This is a genomic window from Singulisphaera sp. GP187, assembly GCF_900129635.1.
Lineage (GTDB): Bacteria > Planctomycetota > Planctomycetia > Isosphaerales > Isosphaeraceae > Singulisphaera.
This window is the reverse complement of sequence record NZ_FSRB01000001.1, coordinates 763,308-788,800: the sequence shown is the minus strand read 5'-3', so window position 1 is coordinate 788,800 and position 25,493 is coordinate 763,308. Positions and strand designations below refer to the sequence as shown.

19 protein-coding genes and 1 pseudogene are annotated in these 25,493 nt (G+C 64.4%); 8 read left to right on the top strand and 12 right to left on the bottom strand.

The annotated features are described in order from the left end of the window. Window positions 1–4: 4 nt before the first annotated feature. The 6 genes from BUS42_RS03145 (at window position 5) to BUS42_RS03120 (ending at window position 7,552) form a co-directional block, all read left to right on the top strand. The gene (locus tag BUS42_RS03145) at window positions 5–466 is read left to right on the top strand and encodes a chemotaxis protein CheW (RefSeq protein WP_074305185.1); all 462 of its coding nucleotides are present in this window, start codon (window positions 5–7) and stop codon (window positions 464–466) included. Continuing rightward, window positions 463–1,749: a CheR family methyltransferase gene (locus BUS42_RS03140; protein WP_074305183.1), complete on the top strand. Its 1,287-nt coding sequence runs from the start codon at window positions 463–465 to the stop codon at window positions 1,747–1,749. Before BUS42_RS03145 ends, BUS42_RS03140 begins: the two co-directional genes overlap by 4 nt. Next, the gene (locus BUS42_RS03135) at window positions 1,746–2,441 is read left to right on the top strand and encodes a chemotaxis protein CheW (RefSeq protein ID WP_074305181.1); all 696 of its coding nucleotides are present in this window, start codon (window positions 1,746–1,748) and stop codon (window positions 2,439–2,441) included. Before BUS42_RS03140 ends, BUS42_RS03135 begins: the two co-directional genes overlap by 4 nt. Further along, window positions 2,438–5,272: a hybrid sensor histidine kinase/response regulator gene (locus BUS42_RS03130; RefSeq protein ID WP_083670038.1), complete on the top strand. Its 2,835-nt coding sequence runs from the start codon at window positions 2,438–2,440 to the stop codon at window positions 5,270–5,272. The genes BUS42_RS03135 and BUS42_RS03130 overlap by 4 nt, the downstream gene beginning before the upstream one ends. Further along, a complete protein-coding gene (gene cheB / locus BUS42_RS03125) occupies window positions 5,269–6,291 on the top strand; it encodes a chemotaxis-specific protein-glutamate methyltransferase CheB (RefSeq protein ID WP_074305179.1) in 1,023 nt (340 codons plus the stop codon). Before BUS42_RS03130 ends, cheB begins: the two co-directional genes overlap by 4 nt. A 61-nt stretch (window positions 6,292–6,352) precedes the next feature. Beyond that, on the top strand, window positions 6,353–7,552 hold the full coding sequence (locus BUS42_RS03120; protein ID WP_074305177.1) for a SpoIIE family protein phosphatase: 1,200 nt from the start codon (window positions 6,353–6,355) through the stop codon (window positions 7,550–7,552). A gap of 621 nt (window positions 7,553–8,173) precedes the next feature. Here the strand turns inward: BUS42_RS03120 and BUS42_RS03115 are convergent. The 12 genes and pseudogenes from BUS42_RS03115 to BUS42_RS03060 all read right to left on the bottom strand — a co-directional run bounded on the left by BUS42_RS03115 (window position 8,174) and on the right by BUS42_RS03060 (window position 21,677). After that, the gene (locus BUS42_RS03115) at window positions 8,174–9,616 is read right to left on the bottom strand and encodes a HEAT repeat domain-containing protein (RefSeq protein ID WP_159452154.1); all 1,443 of its coding nucleotides are present in this window, start codon (window positions 9,614–9,616) and stop codon (window positions 8,174–8,176) included. A gap of 242 nt (window positions 9,617–9,858) precedes the next feature. After that, complete coding sequence (locus BUS42_RS03110; RefSeq protein WP_074305172.1) at window positions 9,859–10,440, bottom strand: SMI1/KNR4 family protein; 582 nt, start codon at window positions 10,438–10,440, stop codon at window positions 9,859–9,861. Between the two features lie 113 nt (window positions 10,441–10,553). Further along, a complete protein-coding gene (locus tag BUS42_RS03105; protein WP_074305170.1) occupies window positions 10,554–12,149 on the bottom strand; it encodes a hypothetical protein in 1,596 nt (531 codons plus the stop codon). 1,186 nt (window positions 12,150–13,335) lie between these two features. Further along, window positions 13,336–13,863, bottom strand: coding sequence for a hypothetical protein (locus BUS42_RS03100; RefSeq protein ID WP_074305168.1), 528 nt, complete (start codon window positions 13,861–13,863; stop codon window positions 13,336–13,338). After that, entirely contained in the window at window positions 13,860–14,363 is a 504-nt protein-coding gene (locus BUS42_RS03095) for an RNA polymerase sigma factor (protein WP_074305166.1), read from the bottom strand. Before BUS42_RS03095 ends, BUS42_RS03100 begins: the two co-directional genes overlap by 4 nt. Window positions 14,364–14,774: 411 nt before the next feature. Next, window positions 14,775–15,136, bottom strand: a pseudogene (locus BUS42_RS46270) (threonine synthase); the annotation flags it as partial. A 168-nt stretch (window positions 15,137–15,304) separates the two neighbouring features. After that, window positions 15,305–15,979 carry an SDR family oxidoreductase gene (locus BUS42_RS03085; RefSeq protein ID WP_083670036.1) on the bottom strand — a complete coding sequence of 225 codons (675 nt, stop codon included), beginning with the start codon at window positions 15,977–15,979 and terminating at the stop codon, window positions 15,305–15,307. A 215-nt stretch (window positions 15,980–16,194) separates the two neighbouring features. Further along, window positions 16,195–16,935 carry a M17 family peptidase N-terminal domain-containing protein gene (locus BUS42_RS03080; protein WP_074305162.1) on the bottom strand — a complete coding sequence of 247 codons (741 nt, stop codon included), beginning with the start codon at window positions 16,933–16,935 and terminating at the stop codon, window positions 16,195–16,197. 23 nt (window positions 16,936–16,958) lie between these two features. Beyond that, window positions 16,959–18,539, bottom strand: coding sequence for an alginate export family protein (locus BUS42_RS03075; protein ID WP_254053270.1), 1,581 nt, complete (start codon window positions 18,537–18,539; stop codon window positions 16,959–16,961). Window positions 18,540–18,565: 26 nt separating this feature from the next. Further along, window positions 18,566–20,422, bottom strand: a complete 1,857-nt coding sequence (locus BUS42_RS03070) for an amidohydrolase (RefSeq protein ID WP_074305160.1) — start codon at window positions 20,420–20,422, stop codon at window positions 18,566–18,568. Continuing rightward, on the bottom strand, window positions 20,422–21,015 hold the full coding sequence (locus tag BUS42_RS03065; protein WP_074305158.1) for an antibiotic biosynthesis monooxygenase: 594 nt from the start codon (window positions 21,013–21,015) through the stop codon (window positions 20,422–20,424). The genes BUS42_RS03070 and BUS42_RS03065 overlap by 1 nt, the downstream gene beginning before the upstream one ends. After that, the gene (locus BUS42_RS03060; protein WP_074305156.1) at window positions 21,012–21,677 is read right to left on the bottom strand and encodes a hydrolase; all 666 of its coding nucleotides are present in this window, start codon (window positions 21,675–21,677) and stop codon (window positions 21,012–21,014) included. The genes BUS42_RS03065 and BUS42_RS03060 overlap by 4 nt, the downstream gene beginning before the upstream one ends. Before the next feature lie 121 nt (window positions 21,678–21,798). Between BUS42_RS03060 and BUS42_RS03055 the strand changes: the two genes are divergently transcribed. Then, window positions 21,799–22,455 (top strand): sigma-70 family RNA polymerase sigma factor, encoded by a 657-nt coding sequence (locus BUS42_RS03055; RefSeq protein ID WP_074305154.1) that lies wholly within the window; start codon window positions 21,799–21,801, stop codon window positions 22,453–22,455. 37 nt (window positions 22,456–22,492) lie between these two features. After that, a complete protein-coding gene (locus tag BUS42_RS03050) occupies window positions 22,493–25,387 on the top strand; it encodes a serine/threonine-protein kinase (protein WP_074305152.1) in 2,895 nt (964 codons plus the stop codon). Window positions 25,388–25,493 lie beyond the last annotated feature (106 nt).

Below are 25,493 nucleotides of genomic sequence, written 5' to 3'. Positions count from 1 at the left end.
TCTTATGCTACTCTTGACGTTCCGGGTCGCTCACGACCTCTACGCCGTGGCCGCCGAGCGCGTCGTCGAAGTCGTGCCGAGAATCGAGCTTCGGTCGATTCCTCATGCCCCGGAATCCTTGGCCGGCTTGTTCAACTACCGCGGCAAGGCCGTACCCGTGATCGACCTCGGAATTCTCCTCGGTTCCACCGCCTGTCTCGAGCGACTCCATACCCGTGTGATCCTGGTCGACGAACCAGGCGGGCAGGGCGAACGACTCATTGGTCTGGTCGCCGAAAACGTGAGCGATGTGATGGAGGTCAAGCAAGACCAGGTCGTCCTGGCCGCCATGAACCTGGAGCAAGCCCCCTATCTCGGGACGGTCGTACGGACCGAGATGGGCCTCGTCCAGGTCATCTCGGTCGACAAGGTCTTGCCGAAGTCGCTCCGTGAGGGAATCTTCGGCCTGCCCGCGGAGGCCCCATGAGCGGGTCGCGGCGCGTCGTTGAACTGCTGACCGAGCGGATCGGACTCGATCCCGGGTCGGTCGGATCCAGCCTGGTCGACCGCGGGCTCGAGGCGCGGATGTCGGCGCTCGGCCTGAGCGACCCGCAAGATTATGAACGTTACCTGAGTGGTTCGGGCGCCGAGTTCCAGGCCCTGATTGAAGAGGTGGTCGTCCCCGAGAGCTGGTTCTTTCGAGACGACCGCCCGTTCACGTTCCTTCAAGACCAGGCCCGCGCCAAGTGGCTGATCGACCCCGGTCGCCCGCCGCTCCGAGTTCTGAGCCTCCCCTGCGCGGGGGGGGAAGAACCGTACTCGATCGCCATCGCCCTCCGCGATGCCGGCCTGCCTTCGTCGCGATTCCGGGTCGACGCCGTCGACCTGAGCGCCCGCTCGCTCGCTCGGGCCCGCCAGGCGATCTACGGTCGAAACGCATTTCGCGGGTCCGACCTGGCGTTCCGTGCCCGCTATTTCCAGGAGCGGAACGGCCGCTACGAGCTCGACGCTTCGGTGCGTAATTCGGTCCGCTTGATCCAAGGGAACATTCTCAATCCCGCGCTGCTCGCGAACGATCCGGCCTACGACATCGTCTTCTGCCGGAATCTCCTGATCTACTTCACCGAGGAGGCGCGCACTCAAGCGTGGGCGAATCTGCTCCGGCTCCTGGCCGATTCCGGCATGCTTTTCTTGGGACATGCCGATCGCCTGGACCTCGCCGGGGTGCGGCTTACCGCCACCGGCGACAAAGGGAGCTTCGCCTACCAGCGGGCCCCGGCAAAACCACCGCAAGCCGCGGCGAGCCTGCCTCCGCCGGTCCGGCTGAAAGCCATCGAGCCTCCCGCTCGCGCCAAGCTGGCGCTTCCCCCCATCGGCGTCAATCGGCCCGTGGCCGATCGCTCCCCGCCTCAGGCGGTCGAGAACCGGCCGGCGCTCGACAACGGTTCGGCCACGTCGACGCTCCTGAACCAGGCCGCCGAGCGGGCCGATCAGGGCCGGTACGACGAGGCGGTTGGGCTCTGCGAGCAAGCGATCCGCGAGTCCGGCCCATCCGCCCGGGCCTATTTTCTCCTCGGAATCGTCCGGCAGGCCGCCGGCGATCGGAGCGCGGCCGAGACCTCGTTCCAGAAGGCGGTCTATCTCGACACTCAGCATGACGAAGCCCTGCTCGCACTGGCGCTGCTCGCCCAGCGCCGCGGCGATGACGCCTCGGCGCTCGGTTACCGTCGCCGGGCCGAACGGGCCCGCGCCCGGAAGGGGGTCGGATGAGCCTCAGCCTGCCCGTCATCCCGACGGTCGACGATTGCTGGAACCGGATCGGCGTCTCCGGCGACCGGACCTGTCCGGAGCTCGAGACCCACATTCATTGCCGGAACTGCCCGGTCTTCTCCGCGGCCGCGCGGAGTTTCTTCGACCGCCCCGCTCCGTCCGGTTACTTGACCGAGTGGACGAAGATCCTCGCCGAACCGACGGTGCAGACCGGCACGGACGACGTCAGCCTCTTGATCTTTCGGCTCCATGGCGAATGGTTGGCGCTCGGCACCAGGGCCGTCGCGGAGGTCACCACCCCCCGCCCGGTGCATCGAATCCCCCATCGCTCGAACCGGGTCATCGATGGGCTGGTGAACCTCCGGGGCCAGCTTCAAATCTGCGTCTCGCTCCACGAGTTGCTCGGAGTCGATCCCCGGCCCGATGACGGCCACCACCGTGCCCAGGACGGCGGGGCGGGCGCGCAGCCGAGGCTCATCGTCATCCAGAAGGATTCCGAAACCTGGGCCTTTCCGGCCGACGAGGTTCCGGGGATCCATCGCCTTCCCCGCGGCGGCTTGCGCAACGTCCCCGCGACCCTGGCCAACCCGACCACCAGCTTCAGCCAGGCCTTGTTCACCTGGCGCGGCCATAGCATTGGCTACCTCGACGATCAACGCGTCTTCGCGGCGCTACGGAGCCAGGGGAAGTGAGCGACGACCTCAGCGGCTTCTCAATGATGGAGCTGTTCCGCACTGAAGCGGAGAGCCAGACGGCCATCCTCTCGGAAGGACTCCTCACTGTCGAAACCTCCGACGGTTCTTCCGCCGTCTTCGAACCCCTGATGCGCGCGGCCCACTCGCTCAAAGGCGCCGCGCGGATCGTCGGCGTCAACGCGGCCGTGCGAGTCGCCCACGCCATGGAGGATTGCCTCGTCGCCGCCCAGCACGGCAAGGTCCAAATCCTCCCTCATCATATCGACATCCTCCTCCGTGCCGTCGACCTCCTCAGCCAGACCGCGCTCGTCGCTGAGGATCAGCTCAACGATTGGGAGACGGCCCACGAAGCGTCGATCGCCGGGATGGAACTCGAGCTTGCCGCCATCCTCTCCGGAGAGGTGGCTCCCGCCCCAGCTCCTCAGGTTGCGCCCGCTCCTGATCCCGTCAGCGAACAGCTGGCCCCCAAGCCGCAAGCGGTGAACGACGACCTCAGCGGGTTCTCGATGATGGAGCTGTTCCGCACCGAGGCGGAGAGCCAGACTGCACTCCTCGCGGAAGGGCTACTTGCCGTCGAAACCTCCGACGGCTCCCCGGCCTTCTTCGAACCCTTGATGCGCGCGGCCCACTCGCTCAAAGGCGCCGCGCGGATCGTCGGTGTCAACGCCGCGGTGCGAATCGCCCATGCCATGGAGGACGTCCTCGTTGCGGCCCAGCATGGCAAGGTCATCGTCCTCCCTCATCATATTGACATCCTGCTCCGCGCCGTCGACCTCCTCAGCCAGACTGCGCTCGTCTCCGAAGATCAACTCGACGATTGGGAGACGGCCCACGAAGCGACGATCGCCGGGATCGTCGTCGAGCTCGGTGCGATCCTTTCCGGAGCGGCACTCCCGGCGCCCCCTGTCGCCGCCGTGGCGCCGGCCGTTGTGGCCGTCGCGGCTCCAGTCGCCAGCCCCCCCGTCCCGCCCCCAACGGCTCCGGCAGCAGTTGCCAAACCCGTGGCGGCCCCACCGCCGAAATCCGCGTCACCGGTGGCGGCGGAGCGAACCAGCTCCGCCGCGCCCGAGCAGGCGGAGCGTGTGGTCCGCGTAACCGCGGAGAGCCTGACCCGGCTGATGGGCCTGGCGGGAGAATCGCTGGTCCAGACGCGTCAACTGCGCCCGTTCGTCACGTCGCTGCTGACGCTCAAGGGGCGTCAGACTGCCCTGCTCGAGACGATCCAGACCCTGGAAGACCGGCGGGAATCGGGACGGGGCCTCGATCCGGCCGTGCTCGCCGAAGTGCTGGCGAAGGCCAAGGCGCAAGCCAACGAGTGCCTCCAAGGGCTCGGCAAGAAGATGGAGGAGTTCGAGGAGATCGCGCGACGGAGCGAGGATCTTTCGGGCCGACTGCACCACGAAGTCCTCACCAGCCGAATGCGCCCGATGGCCGACGGCGTGCGCGGATTTCCCCGGATGGTCCGCGACGTGGCCAGGCAACTCGGGAAGTCGGTCCGGTTCGAAGTCCTCGGCGAGACCACGGGGGTCGACCGCGACATCCTCGACAAGCTCGAGGCCCCGCTCAATCACTTGATCCGCAACGCCCTGGATCACGCGATCGAGCTCCCCGACCAGCGGCTGGCCGCCGGCAAGGACCAGACCGGGACGATCCGGATGGAGGCCCGACACCGCGCGGGGATGCTCCAAATCACCCTGACTGACGACGGCCATGGCATCGACCCCGAGCGCCTGCGCATCAAAGTGGTCGAGCGGGGACTCGTCGGCGCCCGGATGGCCGAGCAACTGACCGAGGCGGAGCTGCTCGAGTTCCTCTTCCTCCCCGGCTTCTCGACCAAGGACGCCGTGACCGAGCTCTCCGGGCGCGGGGTCGGCCTCGACGTCGTGCAGAACATGGTCAAGGCGGTCGGCGGAATTGTTCGGGTCAGCTCGCAGGTCGGCAAAGGGACCCGCTTCTCACTTCAGCTCCCGATCACGATGTCGGTCATCCGCGCCCTCCTGGTGCGGATCGCCGGCGAACCTTACGCGTTCCCGCTCAATCGGATCGACCGCATTTTGAGGGTTCCCCGCTCCGACGTTCAGATCCTCGAGGGTCGCCAGCATTTCAGCCTGGACGACCAGCCGGTCGGCCTGGTCGAAGCCACGCAAGTGCTTGAATTCGACCCCGTGGATTCGGCTGAAGACTATCTCTCGGTCGTGGTTGCCAGCGATCGAAGCCATCGGTTTGGCGTGGTCGTCGATGAGTTCCTCGGCGAACGCGACCTCGAAGTTCGCCCGCTCGACCCGCGGCTGGGCCGCGTCCCCAACATCAACAGCGCCTCGGTTCTCGAAGATGGCTGGCCGGTCCTGATCGTCGACGTCGAGGACATGGTGCGCTCGATCGACAACCTGCTCGGCGGCCGCCGGCTGAACCGAGTCGCCGAGGCGGCGGAGCAAGCGTCGAGGCGCGGGCCGAAGCGGATCCTCGTCGTCGACGACTCGATCACCGTCCGCGAACTGGAGCGGCAGCTCCTCGAGAGCCGAGGTTACGTCGTGGATGTCGCCGTCGACGGCGTTGATGGCTGGAACACAGTGCGTGGGGGAGATTATCATCTGGTCATCAGCGACGTGGACATGCCCCGGATGGATGGGATCCAACTCGTCCAGCACATCAAGTCCGATGCGCGGCTCCAGGGGATCCCCGTCGTGATCGTTTCCTATAAAGATCGCGAGGAAGACCGGATGCGCGGTCTGGACGCCGGGGCGAACTGCTATCTGACCAAGAGCAGCTTTCACGACCGGACGTTCCTCGACACGGTGGTCGACCTGATTGGCGAGGCCGTTGAATGAGGATCGGGATTGTCAACGACCTGGGGATCGCCCGCGAGGCGCTTCGGCGCGCCGTGCTCTCGGTGCCGGGACACCAAGTCGTCTGGATGGCCGGCGACGGCTCCGAAGCGATCGAGAAAACCCGACTCGACCTTCCCGACCTGATCCTGATGGACCTGGTCATGCCCGGGATCGACGGGGTCGAGGCGACCCGCCGGATCATGGCCGAGACCCCCTGCCCGATCCTCGTGGTCACGGCGACGGTCAGCGGCCACATGGGCCGGGTCTTCGACGCCATGGGGTATGGGGCCCTCGACACGGTCGACACGCCCACGCTCGGTCCGCATGGCGAGGTTGCGGGGGCGACCCCCTTGATCGAGAAGATCGCCATCATCGCCAAATTGATCGGCAAGTCGGGGGAATCCGGCTCCTCGACCGACATTCCGATCCCGCCGTTGGTCTGGACCGGCCCGCTCGTGCTCATCGGCTCGTCCACCGGCGGCCCCAACGCCTTGGCCCAGATCCTCGCCGACCTCCCGTTGCAGCGGGACGCCTGCACGATCATCGTCCAGCACGTTGATGCAGCCTTCGCCCCCGGCCTGGCGACCTGGCTCGGCGAAAAGACCGGCCGGCGCGTCGACCTGATCAAGCCCGGCGATCGCCCCGGCAAGGGGCAAATCCTCCTGGCGGCGACCAACGACCACCTCACCATGGATTCGAGTCATCGGCTCCGTTACAGTCCGGAGCCGATCGCGCTCAGCTATCGGCCCTCCGTTGACGTCTTCTTCAACTGCGTCGCCACCCACTGGCCCAGGCCGGGGATCGCGGCCGTCCTGACCGGCATGGGGCGCGACGGCGCCAAGGGCTTGCTGAAGCTCCGCCAATCCAAGTGGTTCACCCTCGCGCAAGATCAGGCCACCAGCATCGTCTGGGGGATGCCCCGTGCGGCCGCCGAGGTGGGTGCGGCCGTCGAAGTGCTACCGATCGAACGCATCGGTAAGGGAATCGTCGAACACCTGCGCCGCACACAGCCTTCCTGAACCGTCCGACCCGACATACCGTAAAACTAACAAGTCCTGATTATTATCCAAGGGGAATCGCGTGGAACCCGGCCTGACGCAACACCAGATCACGGTCCTCTTGATCGACGACCAACCCATGATAGGCGAGGCCGTGCGCCGGATGCTCGCCAGCGAGCAGGATATCGTCTTCCATTACTGTAAGGATGCGACCCGAGCCGTTGAGGAAGCGATCAAGGTTTCACCGACCGTGATCCTTCAAGACCTGGTCATGCCCGAGATCGACGGCCTGACGCTCGTCAAGAAGTTCCGCGAAACCGAGGCGACCCGCGAAACCCCGATGATCGTGCTCTCGACCAAGGAAGAGCCAACGATCAAGGCCGAGGCGTTCGCGCTCGGGGCCAACGACTACATCGTCAAGCTGCCGGACCGATTGGAACTGCTCGCCCGGATCCGCTACCACTCGAAGGGTTACATCAACCTCCTTCAACGTAACGAAGCGTATAAAGCGCTTCAAGAGAGCCAGCGGGTCATGGCCAAGGATGTGGCCGAGGCCGCCAAGTACGTCCAGTCACTCCTCCCGGAAAAGCTCAAAAAAGGGGTGATCCGGGCCGACTGGCGATTCATCCCCTCCGCCGACCTGGGGGGCGACACGTTCGGTTACGACTGGCTCGACGACGAGCACTTCGCCTTCTACCTGCTCGACGTCAGCGGCCACGGCGTCGGCGCGGCGTTGTTATCGGTTTCCGCCCTCAATGCCTTGCGCTCGCAATCGTTGCCGCAAACCGATTTCCGCAACCCGGGGCAGGTCCTCACCGCGCTCAACCGCGCCTTCCAGATGGACCAGCAAAACGGCCTCTTTTTCACTATCTGGTACGGCATCTATCATAAGTCGACCCGTCAGATCGAGTACTCCGGCGGCGGCCACCCGGCAGTGTTGCTCCGCACCGGTCCCACGGTCGAAGAAGCCAAACTCCTCCTGCTCGAATCCGAAGGCCCGATGGTGGGCGCGGTCCCCGACCTCGAGTACCGGACCTCCACCTGCCAGGTCGAAGCCTATGGCATGCTCTCGCTCTACAGCGACGGCGTGTTCGAGGTCGAACGCTCCGACGGCTCCACCTGGCCCTACAACGACTTCATCAAGTTCATGGGCGAAGCGCCTCTCACAGGCGATCAAACCAGCATGGATCGGTTGATCGAATACACCAAGGTCCTCGGCGGCTCGGACGAGTACATGGACGACTTCTCGATCGCCGAGTTGCTATTCTTGCCGCCGGAGTGAGCCTTTCGTCAGTCCGCGAGCGCGCTCCTGGTGGACCGAGCGGGGTAAGCTGTCCATGACCGACAGTTCTGTACTGACAGGCGATCGACGGATCTGAGGAGCGGACGACGAAGCCGGCTGTCGTGCATGGGAGAGGTGACCATGTCGGATGAAGCGTCGAACACTGACGAAGGGTTTGACGCGGATTTCGATCACAGATGGGCGTTGAGGGAAACACCCGGTAAGTGGGCACCGCTCTTCCGCCTGATTCACGGAATCGGTGCCGTCGACCTCATTGAACACATCCTATGAGGATCTCCCGCTTCATCGCCAGAATATCCTGCTCCCGCTCATGCTCGTCGTGAAAGATCGTGGTTCGGAGATTCGCTTCTAAGCACGTGGACCAGGTTTCTCTCAATATTTTCCCATCTACGAGCGTTAGATTTCGAGAGGTCCGGGCTATGGACCATTGATGCGACTTCAGGTGAGTCGCTCATCGGCCAGCCGATAAGATCAAAGAAATTCTGACTCAGGGACCCGTGAATCATCTACAACCCGTGCTTCGAATCCGGTCAATGCGGCGCCGGGAGCCAGGCGCCTCTCCCCGACAACACCCGCCGTTGACTTCCCTCATCTCGCGTACTATTCACGCACGGCTTGGCCACGCCTGGATCGAGGAAATCGCACGCGTCGTATCTCTGAACGAGTGCCGTCGGCTGGCAGCTGATTGAGTTCCGGTACGACCTGTCCCGACTTCGGGCCGAGGTTCCGGAGGGCCCGGGCGAGGACGATTCTCTGCTTACGGGGCATGGTCTTCCAGGCTCTCGCCAGGCACGCGATGACGCAATCTTCGTCCCGCGTCCCCCGGGCGATCTCGACAAGGGCCTCGGCGATCAAGTCGCGGAGCGACTCGGACTCTTTCGGAGTTGCCTCTAGCGTCGAGATCAGCACTGGGACGGCGGACGCCGCGGACCGGCCGAGGATTCCCAGAGACCAGGCAGCCTCGCTGAGAGTGAAATTAACCTGAGTGGACTCGTTGCGTGTCAATTCCATAGGAGAAGGAGGAGGAGAATCCGCTGGCGAGCCAGCAGGATGATCGGGAGCCGGCACGCCCTTTGTTCGATTCCAACGCGTCAGAACCTCACGGAGGAGTTCGACGGATTCAGGTAGGAGCTCCGTCCCTCGCGAGATCTCACCGATAGCCCCAGCAGCCATACCGAGGATCCTCAAACTGGACGAATCCGGATCGACCTGGTCAGTCGGGTGTGGATTATCAATTTCCTTGCGGAGCAACGCAAGGATGGCAGGCAGCGCCGGCGCGGCGTCGAGTCCCATGTGGTTAATCGCCGCCGTGCAAACGAGACAAATCTCTGTGCTCTCACTCGACAACCCCGTAATCAGGAGCGGTAGGACCGAAGGTTGTAGGCGAATGTGCCAGAAGACCGACGAGAATCCCTGGCGAACGCGCGGACTCTCGTTGGGGAGACGTCGGAGCGCAATGGGGACGATCGACTCGGGCCCTTGGCCATACTCGGTCAAGGCGTTAGTCGCTTCAATTCGAACCGTATCGTCTTCGTCATCCAGGCACGCGACCAACTGGGCTGGCGGGGCGTCGCGTTTCCCGAGTACGGCCACATATCCCAGAGATTTCGCCGCGTTGGAGCGGAGTGTCGGCGAAGACTCGTTGAGTAGAACGGCAAGAGCCTCCTCGGCCTTGGGGCAAAGCGCCACGATCGTCGGCTCGCGTTCATCCGATACAGGCTTTGGCTTACCAATACGAAGGATCAGTCCACCGACGACCGAAGCCGCAGCTTCCCGAACCATCGGAGATTCGTCCTTCATGGCCTGGATGAGATAAGGGAATGCCGTCGCGAATTCAACCGGTCTCGTCAACTCCATGAAGAGGCCACGTATGGTAGCGATTCTCTCGATTTCATCGCCATGTTCGATCTGGCTGACCATGACCCGGAGTTGCTGCTCTCGCACCGTCGCCCTCTGAATCAGAATCGCCAGGACGAGAACCGTCAGGGACAGCAAGGCGATTACGAGCAGAAGCGTTCGCTTTCGGAATTGAGGCAAGCGCATCGCCGACTCCTCGAAAGGCATGATTTGAAGGAAGGCCTCGACTTCATCGATGTTAAGCCGAAACTTGAATATCGATCATAACAGAATTAATGAGAAACAGCGGGGGAAGCAAATGGCCAGGCACTTTACTGGGAAGGGCCGAACGGTTTAGGGAAGCTGGATACCTGAGTGCAGACACCGTCTAACCAGGCCCCCCGATCTACCCCCCTTTTGGTGTCTGGCCACTGACTCGGGTTCCAACCTTACCACCAGAGGAACGGTTTCCTTCGGTGCGGGTATTCTTTGAGGTGATATCGAATGGTATCGGTGAACCGGCCCGCAGGTTGCGGGGGATCGATGTTGCCCGCCTCGTAATCAAAGATTTCCGGGTCAGCTTCACGGCGGTCGCAGAGGAAGAAGGAAAACTGTGATCCGCCGTAGTCTGAGAAGACAAATGCTTCTGGTTTAAGGCGTGGCGGGGAGCCAAGTCCGGCCGCGTAGTCTCGCGCATCGTGCTGGAGAGCGAGCAACGGCCCGGGGCCGTCAAAAGTCATGGTCACGTCCCCGAATAGCGCTCCGGCGGAGCGGCCCATCGTTTGGAGGAATGCGCGGTAGGCCGCCGGGAGTCGAAGGCGAAGAGCCTCCTCAATGGCGTGAATCTCACGGTCTTTGAGGCCCCGAACGCCGACCAGCGGCCAGGCCGCCCCGATCCTCATGGTCTCCCTGGCGAAATCATTCATTAACGCTCGGTAATCATTCACGCACTCACCCTCAACGACCGCATCGGTGAAATTCGTCCTTCCCGACAGTCCACTGCCGTAGAGGGTCCTGAACGTCTTGGCCATGTCACGGACCTCAACCGGCGAATTGACGTGATATTTAATTTCCACAGCATCTATCACCACTTAATACCAGCAAGCAATGCTGCAACATTATCACGCGGGCATTCACATCACGATTATTTCACGATCGCCCTGTTCAGTTCAGGCAGCGCGACGGTAACCGTACCCGCCCGACTGATCACGTCGACCCCCGGCGACCGCGGCCGACCGTACATGGCGTCGGCCACACGGCGGAATCGCTCAAACGGCTCCTCACGATCGCGTGTCTCCCGAGCGCCCTTCGGACCGGGGCGACGGGACCACGATGTCCACGAGCGCCGGACGGTGTCGCCGTCGGCGGTCTGAAAGTTCGCCGCCTCGAACCAGGCATTCAGCGCTTTCTCGACATCGTTCCCCCGCCGCAGGCTCCCACATTCAGTGAACATCTCGACCTTCAAGGCCCCGGACGCTTTGGCTCCGAGGCGCACCATGACGGATCCGCTCTGCGAGACAACCCGGTGGTCAACCTGCTGGGCAAGTTCGCGATCGCTCTGCCAGACGGTGTCGCCGAAGTCGTTTTCGACATCGACACGGCCACCGACGTCACCAATCGTAAGGTTCGCCCGGCAGAACCGGGCGCGGAGATTGCCCTCAATGTTCCGATAGACCGTCTCCTTGGGATCGTCGGCGCGGGCGGTCACACCATCCGGTCCGTAGCCGGAGCTCTTGTTTTCCGTGTACGCCATGGCCGTGACCGAGACATCCCCCTTCACGCCGTCGATGCGATGGATCGGGATGGTGTCGGATTCGAGCGACCCACTGATTTTCGCCACCTCGTACAGAGCATGGTAGTCGCGGTTGCCCTGGCCGAGTACGGAGAGCCCCGCGTTCAAGTCGTGGACCTTGAGCCGCCCGAGCCCGCCTCGGATGCCGACCCGCTGGCACCTCGGGACCAGCAGGGTGAGCGTGGCGTGACGCCGCCACTGGCTTGCACTGAAGCCGTCGCCCCGCTCGCTCCGAACGGTCACGTCGATCTGGCGGTTCCCTTCTTGATGGACCAGCCCCTTAACGGTGACATAAGGGAATTCACGCTCGAGAAAGTCCGAGAACAAAAAGCGACGTAATTCGTTCTGCATCTCTTCATTCTTCTTGAACTGCGGCTGGTCCCTGACGTTGAGGTAGAATCCGAAGAACTCCTTGCCCGAGCCCTTGCGGACGACGAGTTCGATCCCGGCAAAGTCGTCGGCGACCTTGCCTCCGTCATCATCGAGCACGGTCTTCTCTAGAACGCACTGGACATCGGGGCCATCCCAGCCGCGGACTTCGACGTTCTCGCAGTCAACCAGCAGGAGGTCGTCAGGTTGGATCGGGACGTGGATCGTCTCGGTCCGCTTGTGGACCGTTGCGCCGGGGATGTAGAGCTTCACGTGGTCGATCGTCTCCAAGAGCTTGTTCAACTCCGCCTGGAGTGTCTCGACTTCAACGCGGGCCTTGGCGGAGTCGATCCGTGCGCCATCGATCTCGGCGCGGACGCCCGCGACCCGCTTCCGCAAGGCGTCGTACTGCTCCATCAGAGGCCGTGCGATGAAGTAAGCCCCAGCCCGATCCTGTTCGAAGATCCGGTAGTCCTCCGGCGCCTGAGGGCGCGGATCCTTCGTCGACTTCGGCTCGTCACCCAAGGCCGGCACAAGGCCGGAGATCAGGACCAATGTCAGAGTAAGCGATGATCGCATCGGACCTCCAAGAAAAGAGAAACTGTCGAGTATCGGTTTTGCCCACTTGCCAATCGAGGGACAGCGGGCGATTTTCCTGATTCCACCCCGAGGAGAATGAGCGACAGCGGTTTACCGTCGGCTGACGCACATGTTTTGAGTCGGTCGCAAGGAAACCGGTCCGTCGGTCTGACCCGGAGGCCGAGATTCGCGGGAGAAACGCGTACCCAGGCTCTGAGTGGGAAGGCCGTTCGGGCCGCTCTGCGGCTCCACTCGCCGGGGAAGACGACGCGGAGCGTCGCAGACGGCATTCCCACGCGGAGCGTGGGAACGAGATCCCGGCATCCTTGCAACAGTGCTCAAGTTCGTTAATTCCAATTATCGTAGAGTCGAGGAGTGACGCGGTGGCTGACGCTCCGTTTCCACTCCCCGCTCATCGAACCGGACAGGCGGTTTTCCCGCATCCGGCTCTCGGACAAGAAAGCACATGGGTCGATCGGATGACCGCGCGACTCATGTGGGATGACGCCTTCGGATCAGGCGCGTTGTGAGGAGGTTATAGGCTTGCACCACTCTCCCCGTCCGTTTCCCCGGCGATCATCCTTCTTGAACTCGGGCCCCTTTCCTCCACCGGAGTTACCCGGCTTCCACGGTACTACGAGCCCGTCCGCCACCCCATTCGGCCCGGCCTGTCCCTCGCGGGCGTCCGGTCGGGATCTCACTCCCCGCTGGATGGGGCTTCCCGTGTTGCAGCAGCTTCCCGTGTGTCGACATGCCGTCACCATTACCCCGGTGGGACCGCTGGATCAGATCGTTCGAGATGAGGGGCTCTCAACCCCTCGGCATTCACCAGCGACGGCGGCCTTCCCCGATAAATAGGCGGGTCGGCTCCCACGTTAAAACTTTCGAGGCCTGCTCGGTGTTCACTCGCGTTACGGCCTGTCGACTCGCCGCACCGCCATGCGGTACGTGTGTCTCGAAGGCTCCGACGGCTTCGTTACCTCCACCGCCGCTCCGATAGCTTCCGGCTGGAGCGATCAAACTTGGCCGGGTGGGACTTGCACCCACTGGGACGCTGTGCCTTACCACGGCGCACTATTCATTATTTTTTACAATCCAACGCCTTTTCACTTATAATAATATCGCCGATCATCATGATCCGTAGTACAGAAGTAATGGAGCAGATCGAGCCGCGAGACCCGGCGTCTCAAAGTCCGCTCGACCCGCCCCGCGGGACAAGCCGGGCCATCAGCGCGTCGACTTCCTTGCGAGCGTCAAGCAGGTCGGCGCGGCGGTGAAGGTCATCGAGTTCCTGGGTGAGGGCCACAACGCGGCCTCGCAGCCCCTCCACCACACGGAGTCTCTCCTCTCTGACGGCGGGGTGGGCGACGCCCACAACAGCCGGCGGCCCTGGCGGGGGATCCTCCTCTAGACGGAAGGCCCACCAGCCCCCGACAGCACCAAGGACCGCCATGGCCAACGCCGGTTGGGTCCACCACGCCCGCGACGGCTCCGCCTTGACCGGGTGGTCGGCGGCGGCCGCGTGCCAGCGCCGGCGCTGGACGACGGGAAGCGGAGGGACGGCAGCGAGCTCCTCGGCAATCTGCCGCAACTCATCCCGGACTGTCGAGCAGCGTGGACAGCGGTCGGCGTGCCGCCTCGCCCACCAGCGGCGGATCAGCCCCCCGGTGGCCAGCGTGCTCAGAATCTCCTTGCAGCCAGTGCTAGTTCTCATGGCACGCGTCTCCGCAGTTGTTCCAGCCCAGCGTTGAGCCGGCTCTTGATCGTGCCGATCGAGGCCCCCGTCGCGGCGGCAACCTGCCGCAACGAGAGTCCCCCGGTGTAGTGCAGTACGACGACCTCGCGGAGCCGCGGCGAAAGCCGGTCCACCGCCTCATTGACCTGCTGGGCGAGTTCGGCCCGCTCGGCGACCGCGACGGGATCGCGGTCGGTCCCTGGACGAACGAGCGCCTCGGCGTCGTCGAACAGCGGCACGTGTGCGGGAGGGCGGCGGTCTTGGTGATCGAGGTAGGCTCGATAGGCAATCGTCAGCAACCAGGCCCGGTCGTCCCGTAGCCGCGGGCGCTCCCCCAAGTGCCTCCAGACCCGGACGGCGACGTCCTGGAAGATGTCCTCCGCATCGTGCCCGTTACCACAGAGCCGCCGCAACATTCCCAAGGCCACCGCCCCGTGCCGGTCGACTAGCGCCATGAAGGTCTCGTGGTCCGTGGCCATATCGCCCTCGTTGCCCACCCGCGCCGAGACCCGCCCCGCGAGGAGTCACCACCGCCCGGCCGTGACTCCTCGATAGGTAAGACCTGACTTTGACGCAAGGTGTTCGATCGCCCGAGACGGATTTTGGCCCAGTTGGCGACCCGTGCCATTCCTTCCGCTCGAGGACCCACAATCGAAAGACTCTGCCTGGCCGCGAACATTCGAAATGGTGTGCAGGGAATGGTGGCCCGTTGCTGGCCTGCGTCCGGAATCGGGAGATCGGCCACGGGTCATCATCGCTCGAGATAGCTTCATCCTCGCTCGAGCGATTTCCACCGGCGGCGCACAGGCACAGGGCGAAGGGAAGGCGAGGCCCGACGCCGGTTCCAGCTCAACGGCACGCGAAGCCAGTCGCTCGCAGCGCTTTCGCGGTTACTTCGCCGGTTCGCCGGCCGGTCCTGAGTCGGAGTAGAGCGCGATCGTCCGGATGATGTTGTCGAGGTCGTGGGGACCACGACCGGGCGATTGGCGAACCCGGCGCGGTGGACGCCGCGGCCGCCGAGCACCTTCTCGAAGTTCTCTTGGTCGGTGCCGAGTTAGGCGACCGTCGCCGTCGGATCCTTGAGCTGGTGGCCGGTGAGGATGCAGACGACCCGGTCGGACGGGGCGATGATCCCCTCTTCGCGGAGCTTCTTGGCCCCCGCCACACTCGCGGCGCTGGCGGGCTCGCAGCCGAGGCCCCCCGAGCCGACCCGGGCCTTGGCGTCCATGATCTCCTGGTCGCTCACCTGGCGCGGGGTAGTGGCCACGCCCTCTTGGAGGAGGGTGGCGCGAAGATCGACGGTCAGGTCGCGCGGCTCCCCGTTCACGGTGAGATGCACGGCCACCTCACCGCTCGGCGCGGGCTCACTCCAGATTCGATCTCGCTCCCGATCCTGGTGCACAACAATCCCGCCCTTTGTTCATTGCGCACAGACGCCACCGTCGACCGGGAGCGTGTGTCCGGTGACGTAGCGGGCGGCGTCCGAGAGCAGCCAGACCACGGCGTCGGCGATCTCCTCCGGCTGGCCGATCCGTCCCATCGGCACGAACCCGGCGTAGCGATGGGGATCGCCGCCGGTCCCCTTCGCAAGGAGCGGGGTTTCCACCGGACCTGGGCCGACCGCGTTCACCCGGATCCCAAGCTTGGCGTAATCCAGGGCAGCCGCCTTGGTCATGCCGGTAACGGCGTGCTTCGAGGCCACGTACAGCGACCAGCCCGGGTAGCCGTTGAGCCCGAAGATCGACGAGGTATTGACGATCGCCCCGCCGCCGGAGCGCAGCATCTCCTCGATCTCGAACTTCATGCAATAAAAAACGCCTTTGATGTTCACGTCGAAGAGCGTCGAAGCAATCGCGATGTCTTGCTGATGGAGGGGGACCTGCTCGCCGTCGACCCCGGCGTTGTTGAAGGCGACGTCCAACCGGCCGAACTCCGAGACGGCCCTCGCCACGAGTGCCTTGGCGTCCTCCGGCCGGCCCACGTCGGTTTTCAGGAAGCAGGCCTTCCCCCCTCGATCTTTGATGAGGTCCACGACCGCCTCGCCCTTGGAGGCGTCCCGATTGCCGATGACGACGGCCGCGCCAGCCTGGGACATCGCCAGCGCCGTCGCCCGGCCGATGCCCGAGCCCCCCCTGTGATCAACCCAACCTTGCCGGCTAGATCCGCCATGCCACTCTCTCCCTGATCGCTCGACGCTTCGATGTGCCGTCGGCACATCGGGCAACTCCGAGCTTGGTTTCGGTCATGTCACGATCATTTGATTTCGGGGATCGGCAGACAAGAGGAGTACGCCGCAGCCCTGCCGATCACTCATTTGCTCCGCAACGAGTAGGGCTTCGATCCTCGGGCCTCGATCGCCACCTTCGCCTCGTCGACCGCCTTCCGCACGCCTGCGACCGTCTCGTCGTAGTACTTCGGACCGGCCTCGATGATCCATTCCTCGAGGCGGTATGCCCTGGCGAATCCTTGCTTCTGGAGCCGCTTCTCGGTGTCGTAAGCGAGTAGCACGCCGCGGGTCACCGCGTTCTCGACGTCCCCCGTCCCGATCTTCGTGTTCCCCTGATCGCGGATCAGGGGCGCGAAGGCCACCTTCGTCGCGCCGATCTTGACGGCCTCGCGCAGGGCGACCCGGCCGACCCGCTCCATCCTGTCGAGCGACAAGGATGACTCGTCGCCCAGCCCGATGAGCAGGAGCCGCTTGGGCTTGATCGTCCCCTCCGGGACGTCGAAGAGGATGGTTTCCAGCTCGTCGCCGCCGAATTCCCCGCGAGAACGGAGCGAGGCGATGAGGCCGCCGAGATGATTGTCGAGTTCGACCGGGGCGCCGGCCATCCGCGAGTCGGAGTTCGGCGTTCTCTTGAAGTAGCACACCACCTGGAGCGGGACCTCTGCGTCGTAGGGCCCCTGCATCCGGACGATCTCGATCGCCCCCTCCGGCCCCTCGATCCGCGTCTCGGCCGGCGGCTTCGGCGCGTCCTGGGCGCGGGATGGGGGAGCCGAAGATGCCAGGAGGGCGATTGCGATTGCTGCTGTCGCGATGGGTCTGTTCATGGAATCCCTCCTGAATTTGATTCTCAGAATTTGCAGGTCAGCCAGGTTGTGAAGTAGTCGACGCTCCTGCCGGGCGTCGTCTCCTGGATGAATTCGCCGGGGAAGATGTGGACATAGCTCGCGAGCAACGTCACGTGAGGATTGACGGTCCACACCGCGGTCAACGCGGGGCTCGAGCCGACGTAGCGGGCCCGGCTTTCCCTCCCACTCGCGATGAGCGACCCGGAGAGTCTGTACACGCCGTCGTCCAGGCTCTCGCGCCAGAAGAAGGTCCAGTCGGCGGAGAGCGTCAGGTCGTCGCGGAGGTGGAGGTCCAGAGTCGGGTGGAGGTCGATCATGTTCTGCGGCCCGAACGGTCCGGTCAGGTTGAAGTAGGCCCCGGACGGGAAGAGCGGGTTGAACGTCTGGAGGTTGGCGGAATTCGCGTTGCGGTCGCCGCTCGCAACGTCGAATCTCAGGCCGAGGGCCGGCTTGAACGTCAGGCGATCGAAGTTGTAGCGGGCCGCGTTCGCCGCGGTCCAGGCGTTGATCCTGCCCGCTCCGAAGTCGCCGAACTGATAGACGTACTCGAGGTTGTATTCCCACGGCAGAGGTCGGCCCCAGAGCCTCGTCCCGACCGAGTGCCTCAACTCGCGCCCCGAATTCTGGTCGAACTGCGCCTCGCGATTCGCGAACCCGAGGTAATAAAGGTCGACGTTCGCGAGTGAACCGTCGCCGATCGGTCGAACGCCGTAGAGGCCCCAGAACGAGACGTCGGGATCGGGATCGTCGTCGAAGACACCGGGATTGTTCAGGACCGGCTTCGCCCACCATCCGTCGAGCGACCATCCCCCGAGTTTCGCCAACGCCCGCGCACCATCGAACGACCGTCGCAGGTTCGGCCCCTCGCGCACGTCGATCAGCCTCCCGCTCCCGTATCGGAATTCCTGACGGCCGAGCCGCCAGGTCACCGATGAGTCCGACACGCTCGCACGCCAGGTCCAGTCGACGAATCCCTGGTGGGCGTCGAAACAGTTGACGTCGATGTCCGGCCGAGGCCCGCCGATCCGGCCGTTCTCGAATCCGCTGATGGATTGGATGAAGACTCGCCAATTGCTCCCAAGATGGAGGTCGGCGTGGAGCATGTAGCGCTGGAGGTAGTAGGTGTTGTACCCCCGGGAATTGCCGGGGCCCTCCCCGAAGGAGTCGTTGTGATACGACTCGAACCACTCGCGGACATCGCCGCCCAAGGTCAGGTAGGCGTCCGTTCGGCCGAACAGCGGGATGTATTTGATCGGGTCGAAGAAATCGGTACGTTTCGAGGGGTCGGCGAGAAATCCGAAGTCTTCCTCGTATCGGAGCAATTTATAAGGTGACCCCGAGCCCGTCACGCCGGGGACCGACGCAGAAATGGCCGATTGACCAGGCCCGAGGCGAGGGATCTCGCTGCCACCCGAGAGTGGCCGACTCGCCGACTGGGCGCCGTCGGCCGGCGCGGGCACCGCGAGATTCGAGTCCTCAGGCTGCTGGGCGAGGACCGTCGACTCGGCGAGGAGTAAGGCGAAGACAAGGAGAATGCCACCATGAGTTCGCTTGATTCGCGGTCCGAGAGGGGTGTGAATCATCGTGCTCCTCGCCGTCTGCCTCCCGTTTAAAAGGCCCAACATGCGCACCCCTCGCCCCAGAAGGGGTCTCGCACCTTGGCCTTCAACGGGTCGACGAGCTTGTGCAGCAGCGAGTGGCTCGTCGCCCCTTGGCCGCACCGGTGGGCATGGTCCCTCTTCTCGGACGAGGTCCGCCGCGCCGCATCGTGGTATCCTCCATAGAATCCGACCGGCGACCAGTCGGGCGTGACCGGGAGTGGCTTCGGTCCGATCGACTCGAACGACCCGCCGCCGAAGACGACCTTGCCGCCGACCACGGTCAACACCGACTGGATGTCCTGGATCTCGCGCTCCGGCACCGTGAAGTAATCGGCCGACAATACCGCGAGGTCGGCGAGTTGTCCGACGGCGATCGCTCCCTTGGAGGCTTCCTCCCCGGACATCCAGGCGGAGCCCTGCGTGTAGAGGCGAAGCGCGGTGGCGCGGTCGAGCCGGTTCGCCTCGGGGTAGAGGGCCAGCCCGCCCACGGTCCGGCCGCTCACCAGCCAGGCGAGCGAGATCCAAGGGTTGAAACTCGCCACCCGGGTCGCGTCCGTCCCCGCGCCGACGGGGATGCCCATCGCGAGCATCTTCGCGACCGGGGGCGTCTGCTCGGCCGCCTTTGCCCCGTAGCGATCGACGAAGTATTCGCCCTGGAACGCCATCCGATGCTGGACCGCGATCCCGCCGCCGAGCGCCTTGATCCGCTCCAGATTCCGCTCGGTCACCGTCTCGGCATGGTCGAAGAACCATCGGAGCCCGGCGAAGGGGACGTCTCGATCGACAGATTCAAACACATCCAGGAATCGGTCGATCGACTCGTCATAGGTGGCGTGGAGCCGGAACGGCCAGCGGTGCTCGGACAGGAGCGTCACGACCCGGCGGAGCTCGCCCTCCATGCTGGGGGCGAGGTCGGGGCGGGGCTCGAGGAAGTCCTCAAAGTCGGCGGCCGAGAAAGCGAGCATCTCACCGGCGCCATTCATCCGGTAGTAATCGCTGCCCGCCCCCGGCTTCGTCATCCCGATCCACTTCGAGAAGTCTTCGAATTCTCCCTTGGGTCGCTGGGTGAAGAGGTTGTAAGCGACCCTCACCGTCATCTCGCCGCGACGATGCAGATCCTCGATGATCGCGTAGTCGTCGGGATAATTCTGGTATCCGCCCCCGGCGTCGATCACGCTCGTCACGCCCAGCCGGTTCAGCTCGCGCATGAAATGCCGGGTCGAGTTCGATTGATACTCGATCGGCAGTTTTGGACCCTTGGCGAGCGTGGAATAGAGGATCATCGCGTTGGGCCGGGCGATCAGAGCCCCGGTCGGGTTGCCCCGCTTGTCGCGTTGGATCTCGCCACCGGGCGGGTCGGGCGTGTGCTTCGAGTAGCCGACCGCACGCAGGGCGGCCGCGTTCAGGAGGGCGCGATCGTAGAGGTGGAGGATGAAGACCGGAGTATCGGGGGCCGCCGCATTGATCTCGGCCAAGGTCGGCATCCGTCGCTCGTCGAACTGGAATTCGCTCCAGCCCCCCACCACCCGCACCCACTGCGGCGCGGGCGTCCGGATCGCCTGCTCGCGGAGCATCCGCAGCGCATCGGTCAGGGACGGCACCCCATCCCAGCGGAGTTCGAGGTTGTAGTTCAGGCCGCCTCGGATCAGGTGGAGGTGCGAGTCGTTGAGGCCCGGGATGGCCCGGCGGCCGCCGAGATCGATGACCTGAGTGGCAGGTCCCCGCGTTGCCATCACCTCGGCGTCGGTGCCGACGGTGAGGACCTTGCCGTCGCGGATCGCGACGGCGGCCGCCTCCGGTTTTGCCGGGTCTAGGGTCGCGATCGCCCCGTTGTGCAAGATGAGCTCAGCCGATTGGGATAACATCATGCCTCCTCAAGTCGAGGGCGTCGGAGCCAGCCGCGGGTCGCCCGCGACAGCACCGGCATTACGACCCAGGTCAGTGCCGCGACGACGACCGCGTTGAACCCGAGCAGGTTCGCCCACCAGGGCCAGCCGGCGATCCAGGCCCGAAGGACGGCGTTGAGGACCCCGACCGTGAGGCAGACGCCGACCCAGGTCACGACCGCCATCTTCCAACGCGGCGGTGGTACGATGGCGGCCTCGCCCGGCATCCGGAACCAGGTTTCCAGCCCGGACACCTCTTCGACGGACGGGTCGTCGGCCAAGAGGGGGCGAATGCCATCGACCCACGATCGATAGCGCTCCCACTCCTGGAACTCCCGCCACGCCCGGTCCGAGGCGAATCTGAGGATCACGACGTATTCCCGGTCCCCGTCCGGCGGCGGGACGACGTGGACGCCGAGGTGGCCGGGAAACGTGAGCGACACGGGCGAGAAGGCCCGCACCGCCGCCTCGAACTCGGCCTGGCGGCCCGCCCGCGCGACCCGGCGGATGATGACGCTGATCGCCCTCTCGGACGCCGAGGGGGCCAAGACGCCCACCGTGGTTTCCGTCATTTGTGGCCCTTGTGGCGGGCGTTGAAGGGCGGCTGCTTGTGGACCATCGTGTAGGCATACTCGACGCCCTGGCCGTAGGCCCCGCAGTGCTCCAGCACGAGGCCCATCACCGCATCGTAGGTCTCGCGGCGAGCCCAGTCACGCTGAAGTTCCAGCAGGACCTGAATCGCCGTCACCGGGACGGCCCCCGCCTGCACCACGCGGTCCATGGCCGCGCGGTGGGCGACCTCGCTGGTCCCGCCGCTCGCGTCCTCGACCGCGTAGACCTCGAAACCGGCCTCCATCGCCTGGATCGCGGGGAAGGCCAGGCAGACCTCGGTCCAGAGCGCGGCGATGACCAGCTTCTTCCGACCCGTCGCCTTGACCGCCGCGAGGAAGCCTTCATCCTCCCACGAGTTCATGCTCGTGCGTTCGATCGGCTTGTTCCCGGGAAAGATCTCCAGGAGCTGGGGCCACATGTAGCCCGAGAAGCTCTCCGTCTCCACGGTCGTGAGGATGGTCGGGACGTTGAAGATCTTCGACGCTTTGGCCAGCACAAGGACGTTATTCACCAGCGTCTGGCGGTCGATGCTAGTCACACCGAAGGTCATCTGCGGTTGGTGGTCGATGAAGATGACCGTACAATTCTCGGGCGTAAGCAGGCTACGGATCGCGTGTGACAATTTCGGTGCTCCGGAAGGACGATGCCACCCCACTGGGTCGTTACTCTTGCTAAGCGTGGCAGGGGTTCACGCAACCTGATATAATCCCTTGTCTCGCCGCAAGTCTTGGCCGGAATTGATTATGAGCCATGAGCCCACCACCATCGTCGTTCAGCGCTATCTTGACGAGCTCGCCGCAGACGCGCCCTCCGAGCCCGTTGTCCGGGCCCTGCTGGACCGATCCGCCTGCCGCCTGCGACGCCTCTGCGTCCTACTCCTGACGAGGAGCTATCCTCGCCTCATGAAGCCGCCGCTGAACTTGGAGGCGGAGGAGTTGCTCGGGGCCGTGGTGGAGCGCCTGATGAAGGCCCTCCGCGAGGCTCGCCCCGCGAGCATGCGGCAGTATTTTTCCCTGGCCGGCCAGCACATGCGTTGGGAGCTAAATGACCTGGCCCGACGCTTGGATGAGCAACCGGCTACGGTCGAACTCCGCGACGAGCTCACCCTCGCCCCGGGCGAGAGCAATTCCGGGCTGACGTCGGACGGACGTCGGATGCTCCTGGCAATCGATGCCCTGCCCGAGGAAGAGCGTGAGGTGTTCGACCTGATCCGCATCCAGGGGCTGACCATTCCGGAATCGGCTGAGGTGCTCGGGGTTTCGGAATCGACGGTGAAGCGGCGACTACGCAAAGGGCTGGCTAGCCTCGCGGAGACGCTGGAAGACCTGCGGCCGCAGGGCAGCGTCCCCGACTCGCTCAGGGCTGATGCAACGGTGGCGGGGAATCCGCCCCCGTCGTGACTGCGATCCGTGCCGTAAGTAACCGGGGGAAGGCGTCGTGGCGATCGACTTACGGATCAGCGAGCTGCTCGAGGAATTGCACGACTCGGGCCGGACTCCAGAGGAAGTCTGCGGCGATTTCCCGGAATTGCTACCGGAGCTGCGCGAGCGGTGGCGGCGGGTCTGTCGCCTCGAAGCCGAGCTCGACTCGATCTTCCCGCCGGAACGAAAAAAGGGCCCGGAGCCTGTGTCGGAATCGTCCCTGGGTGCTGCGTACCTTCCGCGAATCCCGGGATATGAAGTGGAGAGCCTGCTCGGTCGCGGAGGGATGGGCGTCATCTTCCGGGCGCGGCACCTGCGGCTGAATCGGATCGTCGCAATCAAGCTGGCCATCGCCGGGGCCTACGCGGTGCCCCGCGAGCGTGAGCGGTTCCAGCGCGAGGCCGAGGCGGTGGCGGCCCTTCGCCACGCGAACGTGGTGCAGATCTATGACGTCGGCGAATCGGAGGGGCGCCCCTACTTCACGATGGAGTTCATCGCGGGCGGGAGCCTCGCCGAAGCAGCGAAGCCCACCACGCCCCGCCAAGCCGCGTCGCTCCTGCTGTCTCTGTCCGGGGCGCTCCACGCAGCCCATAGCGCCGGGATCATCCACCGCGACCTGAAACCTGCGAACGTCCTGCTCGACGAGGACGGCACCCCAAAAATCAGCGACTTCGGCCTTTCCCGCCGGATCGACGAGGCGACGAGCCTCACCTTGAACGGGGCCGTGATCGGAACCCCCAGCTACATGGCCCCGGAGCAGGCCGCCGGGGATCAGGCCGCTGTCGGGGCGGCCGTCGACATCTATGCCTTGGGCGCGATCCTCTTCGAACTCCTGACGGGCCGACCGCCGTTCCGCGGCGAGACGACCTCCGAGACGATCCGACAGGTCATCGACTCGGATCCGACGCCGCCGTCGCTGTTGAACGCCAAGATCCCACGCGACCTCGAGATCATCTGCCTGAAATGCCTGAGCAAGGCCCCGGCGCGGCGGTATCACTCGGCCGCGTCGTTAGGAGGAGATCTCCGCCGTTTTCTGGACGGCGAGGCGATCGAGGCGAGGCCGGAGGGACGACTTGAGCGACTGGCCAGGCAGATCCGTCAGAGGCCGGGATTTGCAGCATTTGTCGCGTGTGGCGTCGCGCTCGCCATGGCCCTGATCGGTGGAGGACTCTGGCTGACCAACGAGTGGTCGACGGCCAGTCGACGCATCGAGGCCGACAACGCCGCGACCGAGCGGGAGGCGGCCAACGACCTGCGAGACATGGCCCATTGGCTGGAGAAGCAATCTTGGAATCAGGCCGTCGCGGCATTGGAACGTGCAAAGGGGCGTCTGGGCGACGGGGGATCTCCAGGACTTCGGCGCGCCCTCGACCAGGGAATTCGCGATCTGGCCATGGTGGAGAAGCTCGACGCCATCCGCATCGATCGGGCCAAGACGATCGGCGGCGTCATCAACCATTCCGCCACCCAAGACGCCTACATTGCGGCCCTCATCTGGTACGGGGTGGGAAATCCCGACGATGCCCCTGAGAATGTTTCAACCCGAATCCGGACGTCGAACATTCGGTGGGCTCTGATCGACGCCATCGACGATTGGTCTTCCCCATTGGATGACTTGTCCCGCAAGGAGTGGTTGCTGCAAGTGGCAAGACTGTCCGACCGGAATGCGGTGGGATGGATGGCGGACGCCCGTGACCCCGAGGTCCGCAACAACCGTGCGGACCTGGAAAAATTGAGCCGATTCGCCTCGGTGGATGACGCGCGTGTGCCGCTCCTCCTGGCCATCGCAGGAGACTTACTTGAGAGGGGCGGAGACCCGGTCCCACTCCTGACCAGGGTTCAGCAATCGGATCCCTCCGACTTCTGGGTAAATCTCCGGTTATGCGCCTCCCTGGTAACAGCGAATCGGCATGCCGACGCAATACGATTCGCGCAGGCTGCGGTGTCGATTCGACCGGACGTCTCACTCGGTTACAACTATCTGGGCAATGCGCTCACTTCCTCCGGGAAGATGGCCGACGCCATCGAGCCTCATCGATGTGCACTGAGGCTTGATTCATCGACTCCTATTTCTCACTACAATCTTGGATTCGCCCTGAGAGGCGCCGGCCAGATTGACGAGTCGGTCGTCGTACTCAAGGCGGCCCTGCAATTGCACCCACAGTCGGCGATGCTACGGGCCGGCCTGGGCGATAGCCTTGCTTCAAGCGCCAAGCACGTCGAAGCCACCGCCGCGTATCGGGAAGCGGTCTCCATCGACCCGAAGTGCACGCCCGCTCAGAAAGGTCTGAGGTCCATGCTTCTTCGACTCGGGAGACTTGAGGAGGCGAAGGATGCCTGGCGGTCAGCGATCGAGGCGGATCCGCAAAACCTCGAGATCTGGGACGAATATCCCGAGCTTTGCTTGTTTTACGGCCACGAGAACGATTATCTCGATGCACGTCGCAAGCTGCTCGATCGATTCGGAGAGCTTAGCGATCCACGTCCCGCCGAGCGTGTCGGACGTGCCTGCCTACTCCTGCCCGCGTCACCTGAAGAGGCCGGCAAGGCCGCCATCCTGATCGATCGCGCGATCACCGATGCAAGGACGAAGCCCCTAACCTGGACATACCCCTATTTCATGCTCGCCAGAGGCCTGGCCGAGTATCGATTGGAACAGTTCGAGAACACCATCGCGATCATGCAAGGCGAAGCAGCAACGGTGATGGGGCCTTGTCCCCGCCTGGTGACGGCGATGGCGCAGTATCGTCTGGGACGCAAAGGGGAGGCCCAGAGGACGCTCGCGTCCGCCATCAATTCTTTCGATTGGCACGAAACGAAAGCCGACAACCGCGAGACCTGGATTTACCACATCCTACGCCGGGAGGCTGAAAAGGTCGTTGGATCGGGCAAGGTCGCTGAACAGGAATAGTTGACGGCCGCCCTTTCAGGACTTCAACATTTAACCATATCAAGCACGTCCAAGAACCTTCACCCCTGGCTATATACGGTCGCCCCGCTGAGGCTACAAAGCTCCC

Bases quoted from the DNA above. Each gene is read 5' to 3' on its own strand.
- BUS42_RS03105 (WP_074305170.1), bottom strand. From the start codon at position 12,149: ATGCGATCATCGCTTACTCTGACATTGGTCCTGATCTCCGGCCTTGTG.
- BUS42_RS03065 (WP_074305158.1), bottom strand. From the start codon at position 21,015: ATGACGGAAACCACGGTGGGCGTCTTGGCCCCCTCGGCGTCCGAGAGG.
- BUS42_RS03075 (WP_254053270.1), bottom strand. From the start codon at position 18,539: ATGATTCACACCCCTCTCGGACCGCGAATCAAGCGAACTCATGGTGGC.
- BUS42_RS03070 (WP_074305160.1), bottom strand. From the start codon at position 20,422: ATGTTATCCCAATCGGCTGAGCTCATCTTGCACAACGGGGCGATCGCG.
- BUS42_RS03095 (WP_074305166.1), bottom strand. From the start codon at position 14,363: ATGGCCACGGACCACGAGACCTTCATGGCGCTAGTCGACCGGCACGGG.
- BUS42_RS03100 (WP_074305168.1), bottom strand. From the start codon at position 13,863: ATGAGAACTAGCACTGGCTGCAAGGAGATTCTGAGCACGCTGGCCACC.
- BUS42_RS03080 (WP_074305162.1), bottom strand. From the start codon at position 16,935: ATGAACAGACCCATCGCGACAGCAGCAATCGCAATCGCCCTCCTGGCA.
- BUS42_RS03135 (WP_074305181.1), top strand. From the start codon at position 1,746: ATGAGCCTCAGCCTGCCCGTCATCCCGACGGTCGACGATTGCTGGAAC.
- BUS42_RS03145 (WP_074305185.1), top strand. From the start codon at position 5: ATGCTACTCTTGACGTTCCGGGTCGCTCACGACCTCTACGCCGTGGCC.
- BUS42_RS03110 (WP_074305172.1), bottom strand. From the start codon at position 10,440: ATGGCCAAGACGTTCAGGACCCTCTACGGCAGTGGACTGTCGGGAAGG.
- cheB (WP_074305179.1), top strand. From the start codon at position 5,269: ATGAGGATCGGGATTGTCAACGACCTGGGGATCGCCCGCGAGGCGCTT.
- BUS42_RS03115 (WP_159452154.1), bottom strand. From the start codon at position 9,616: ATGCGCTTGCCTCAATTCCGAAAGCGAACGCTTCTGCTCGTAATCGCC.
- BUS42_RS03055 (WP_074305154.1), top strand. From the start codon at position 21,799: ATGAGCCATGAGCCCACCACCATCGTCGTTCAGCGCTATCTTGACGAG.
- BUS42_RS03140 (WP_074305183.1), top strand. From the start codon at position 463: ATGAGCGGGTCGCGGCGCGTCGTTGAACTGCTGACCGAGCGGATCGGA.
- BUS42_RS03085 (WP_083670036.1), bottom strand. From the start codon at position 15,979: ATGTCCCAGGCTGGCGCGGCCGTCGTCATCGGCAATCGGGACGCCTCC.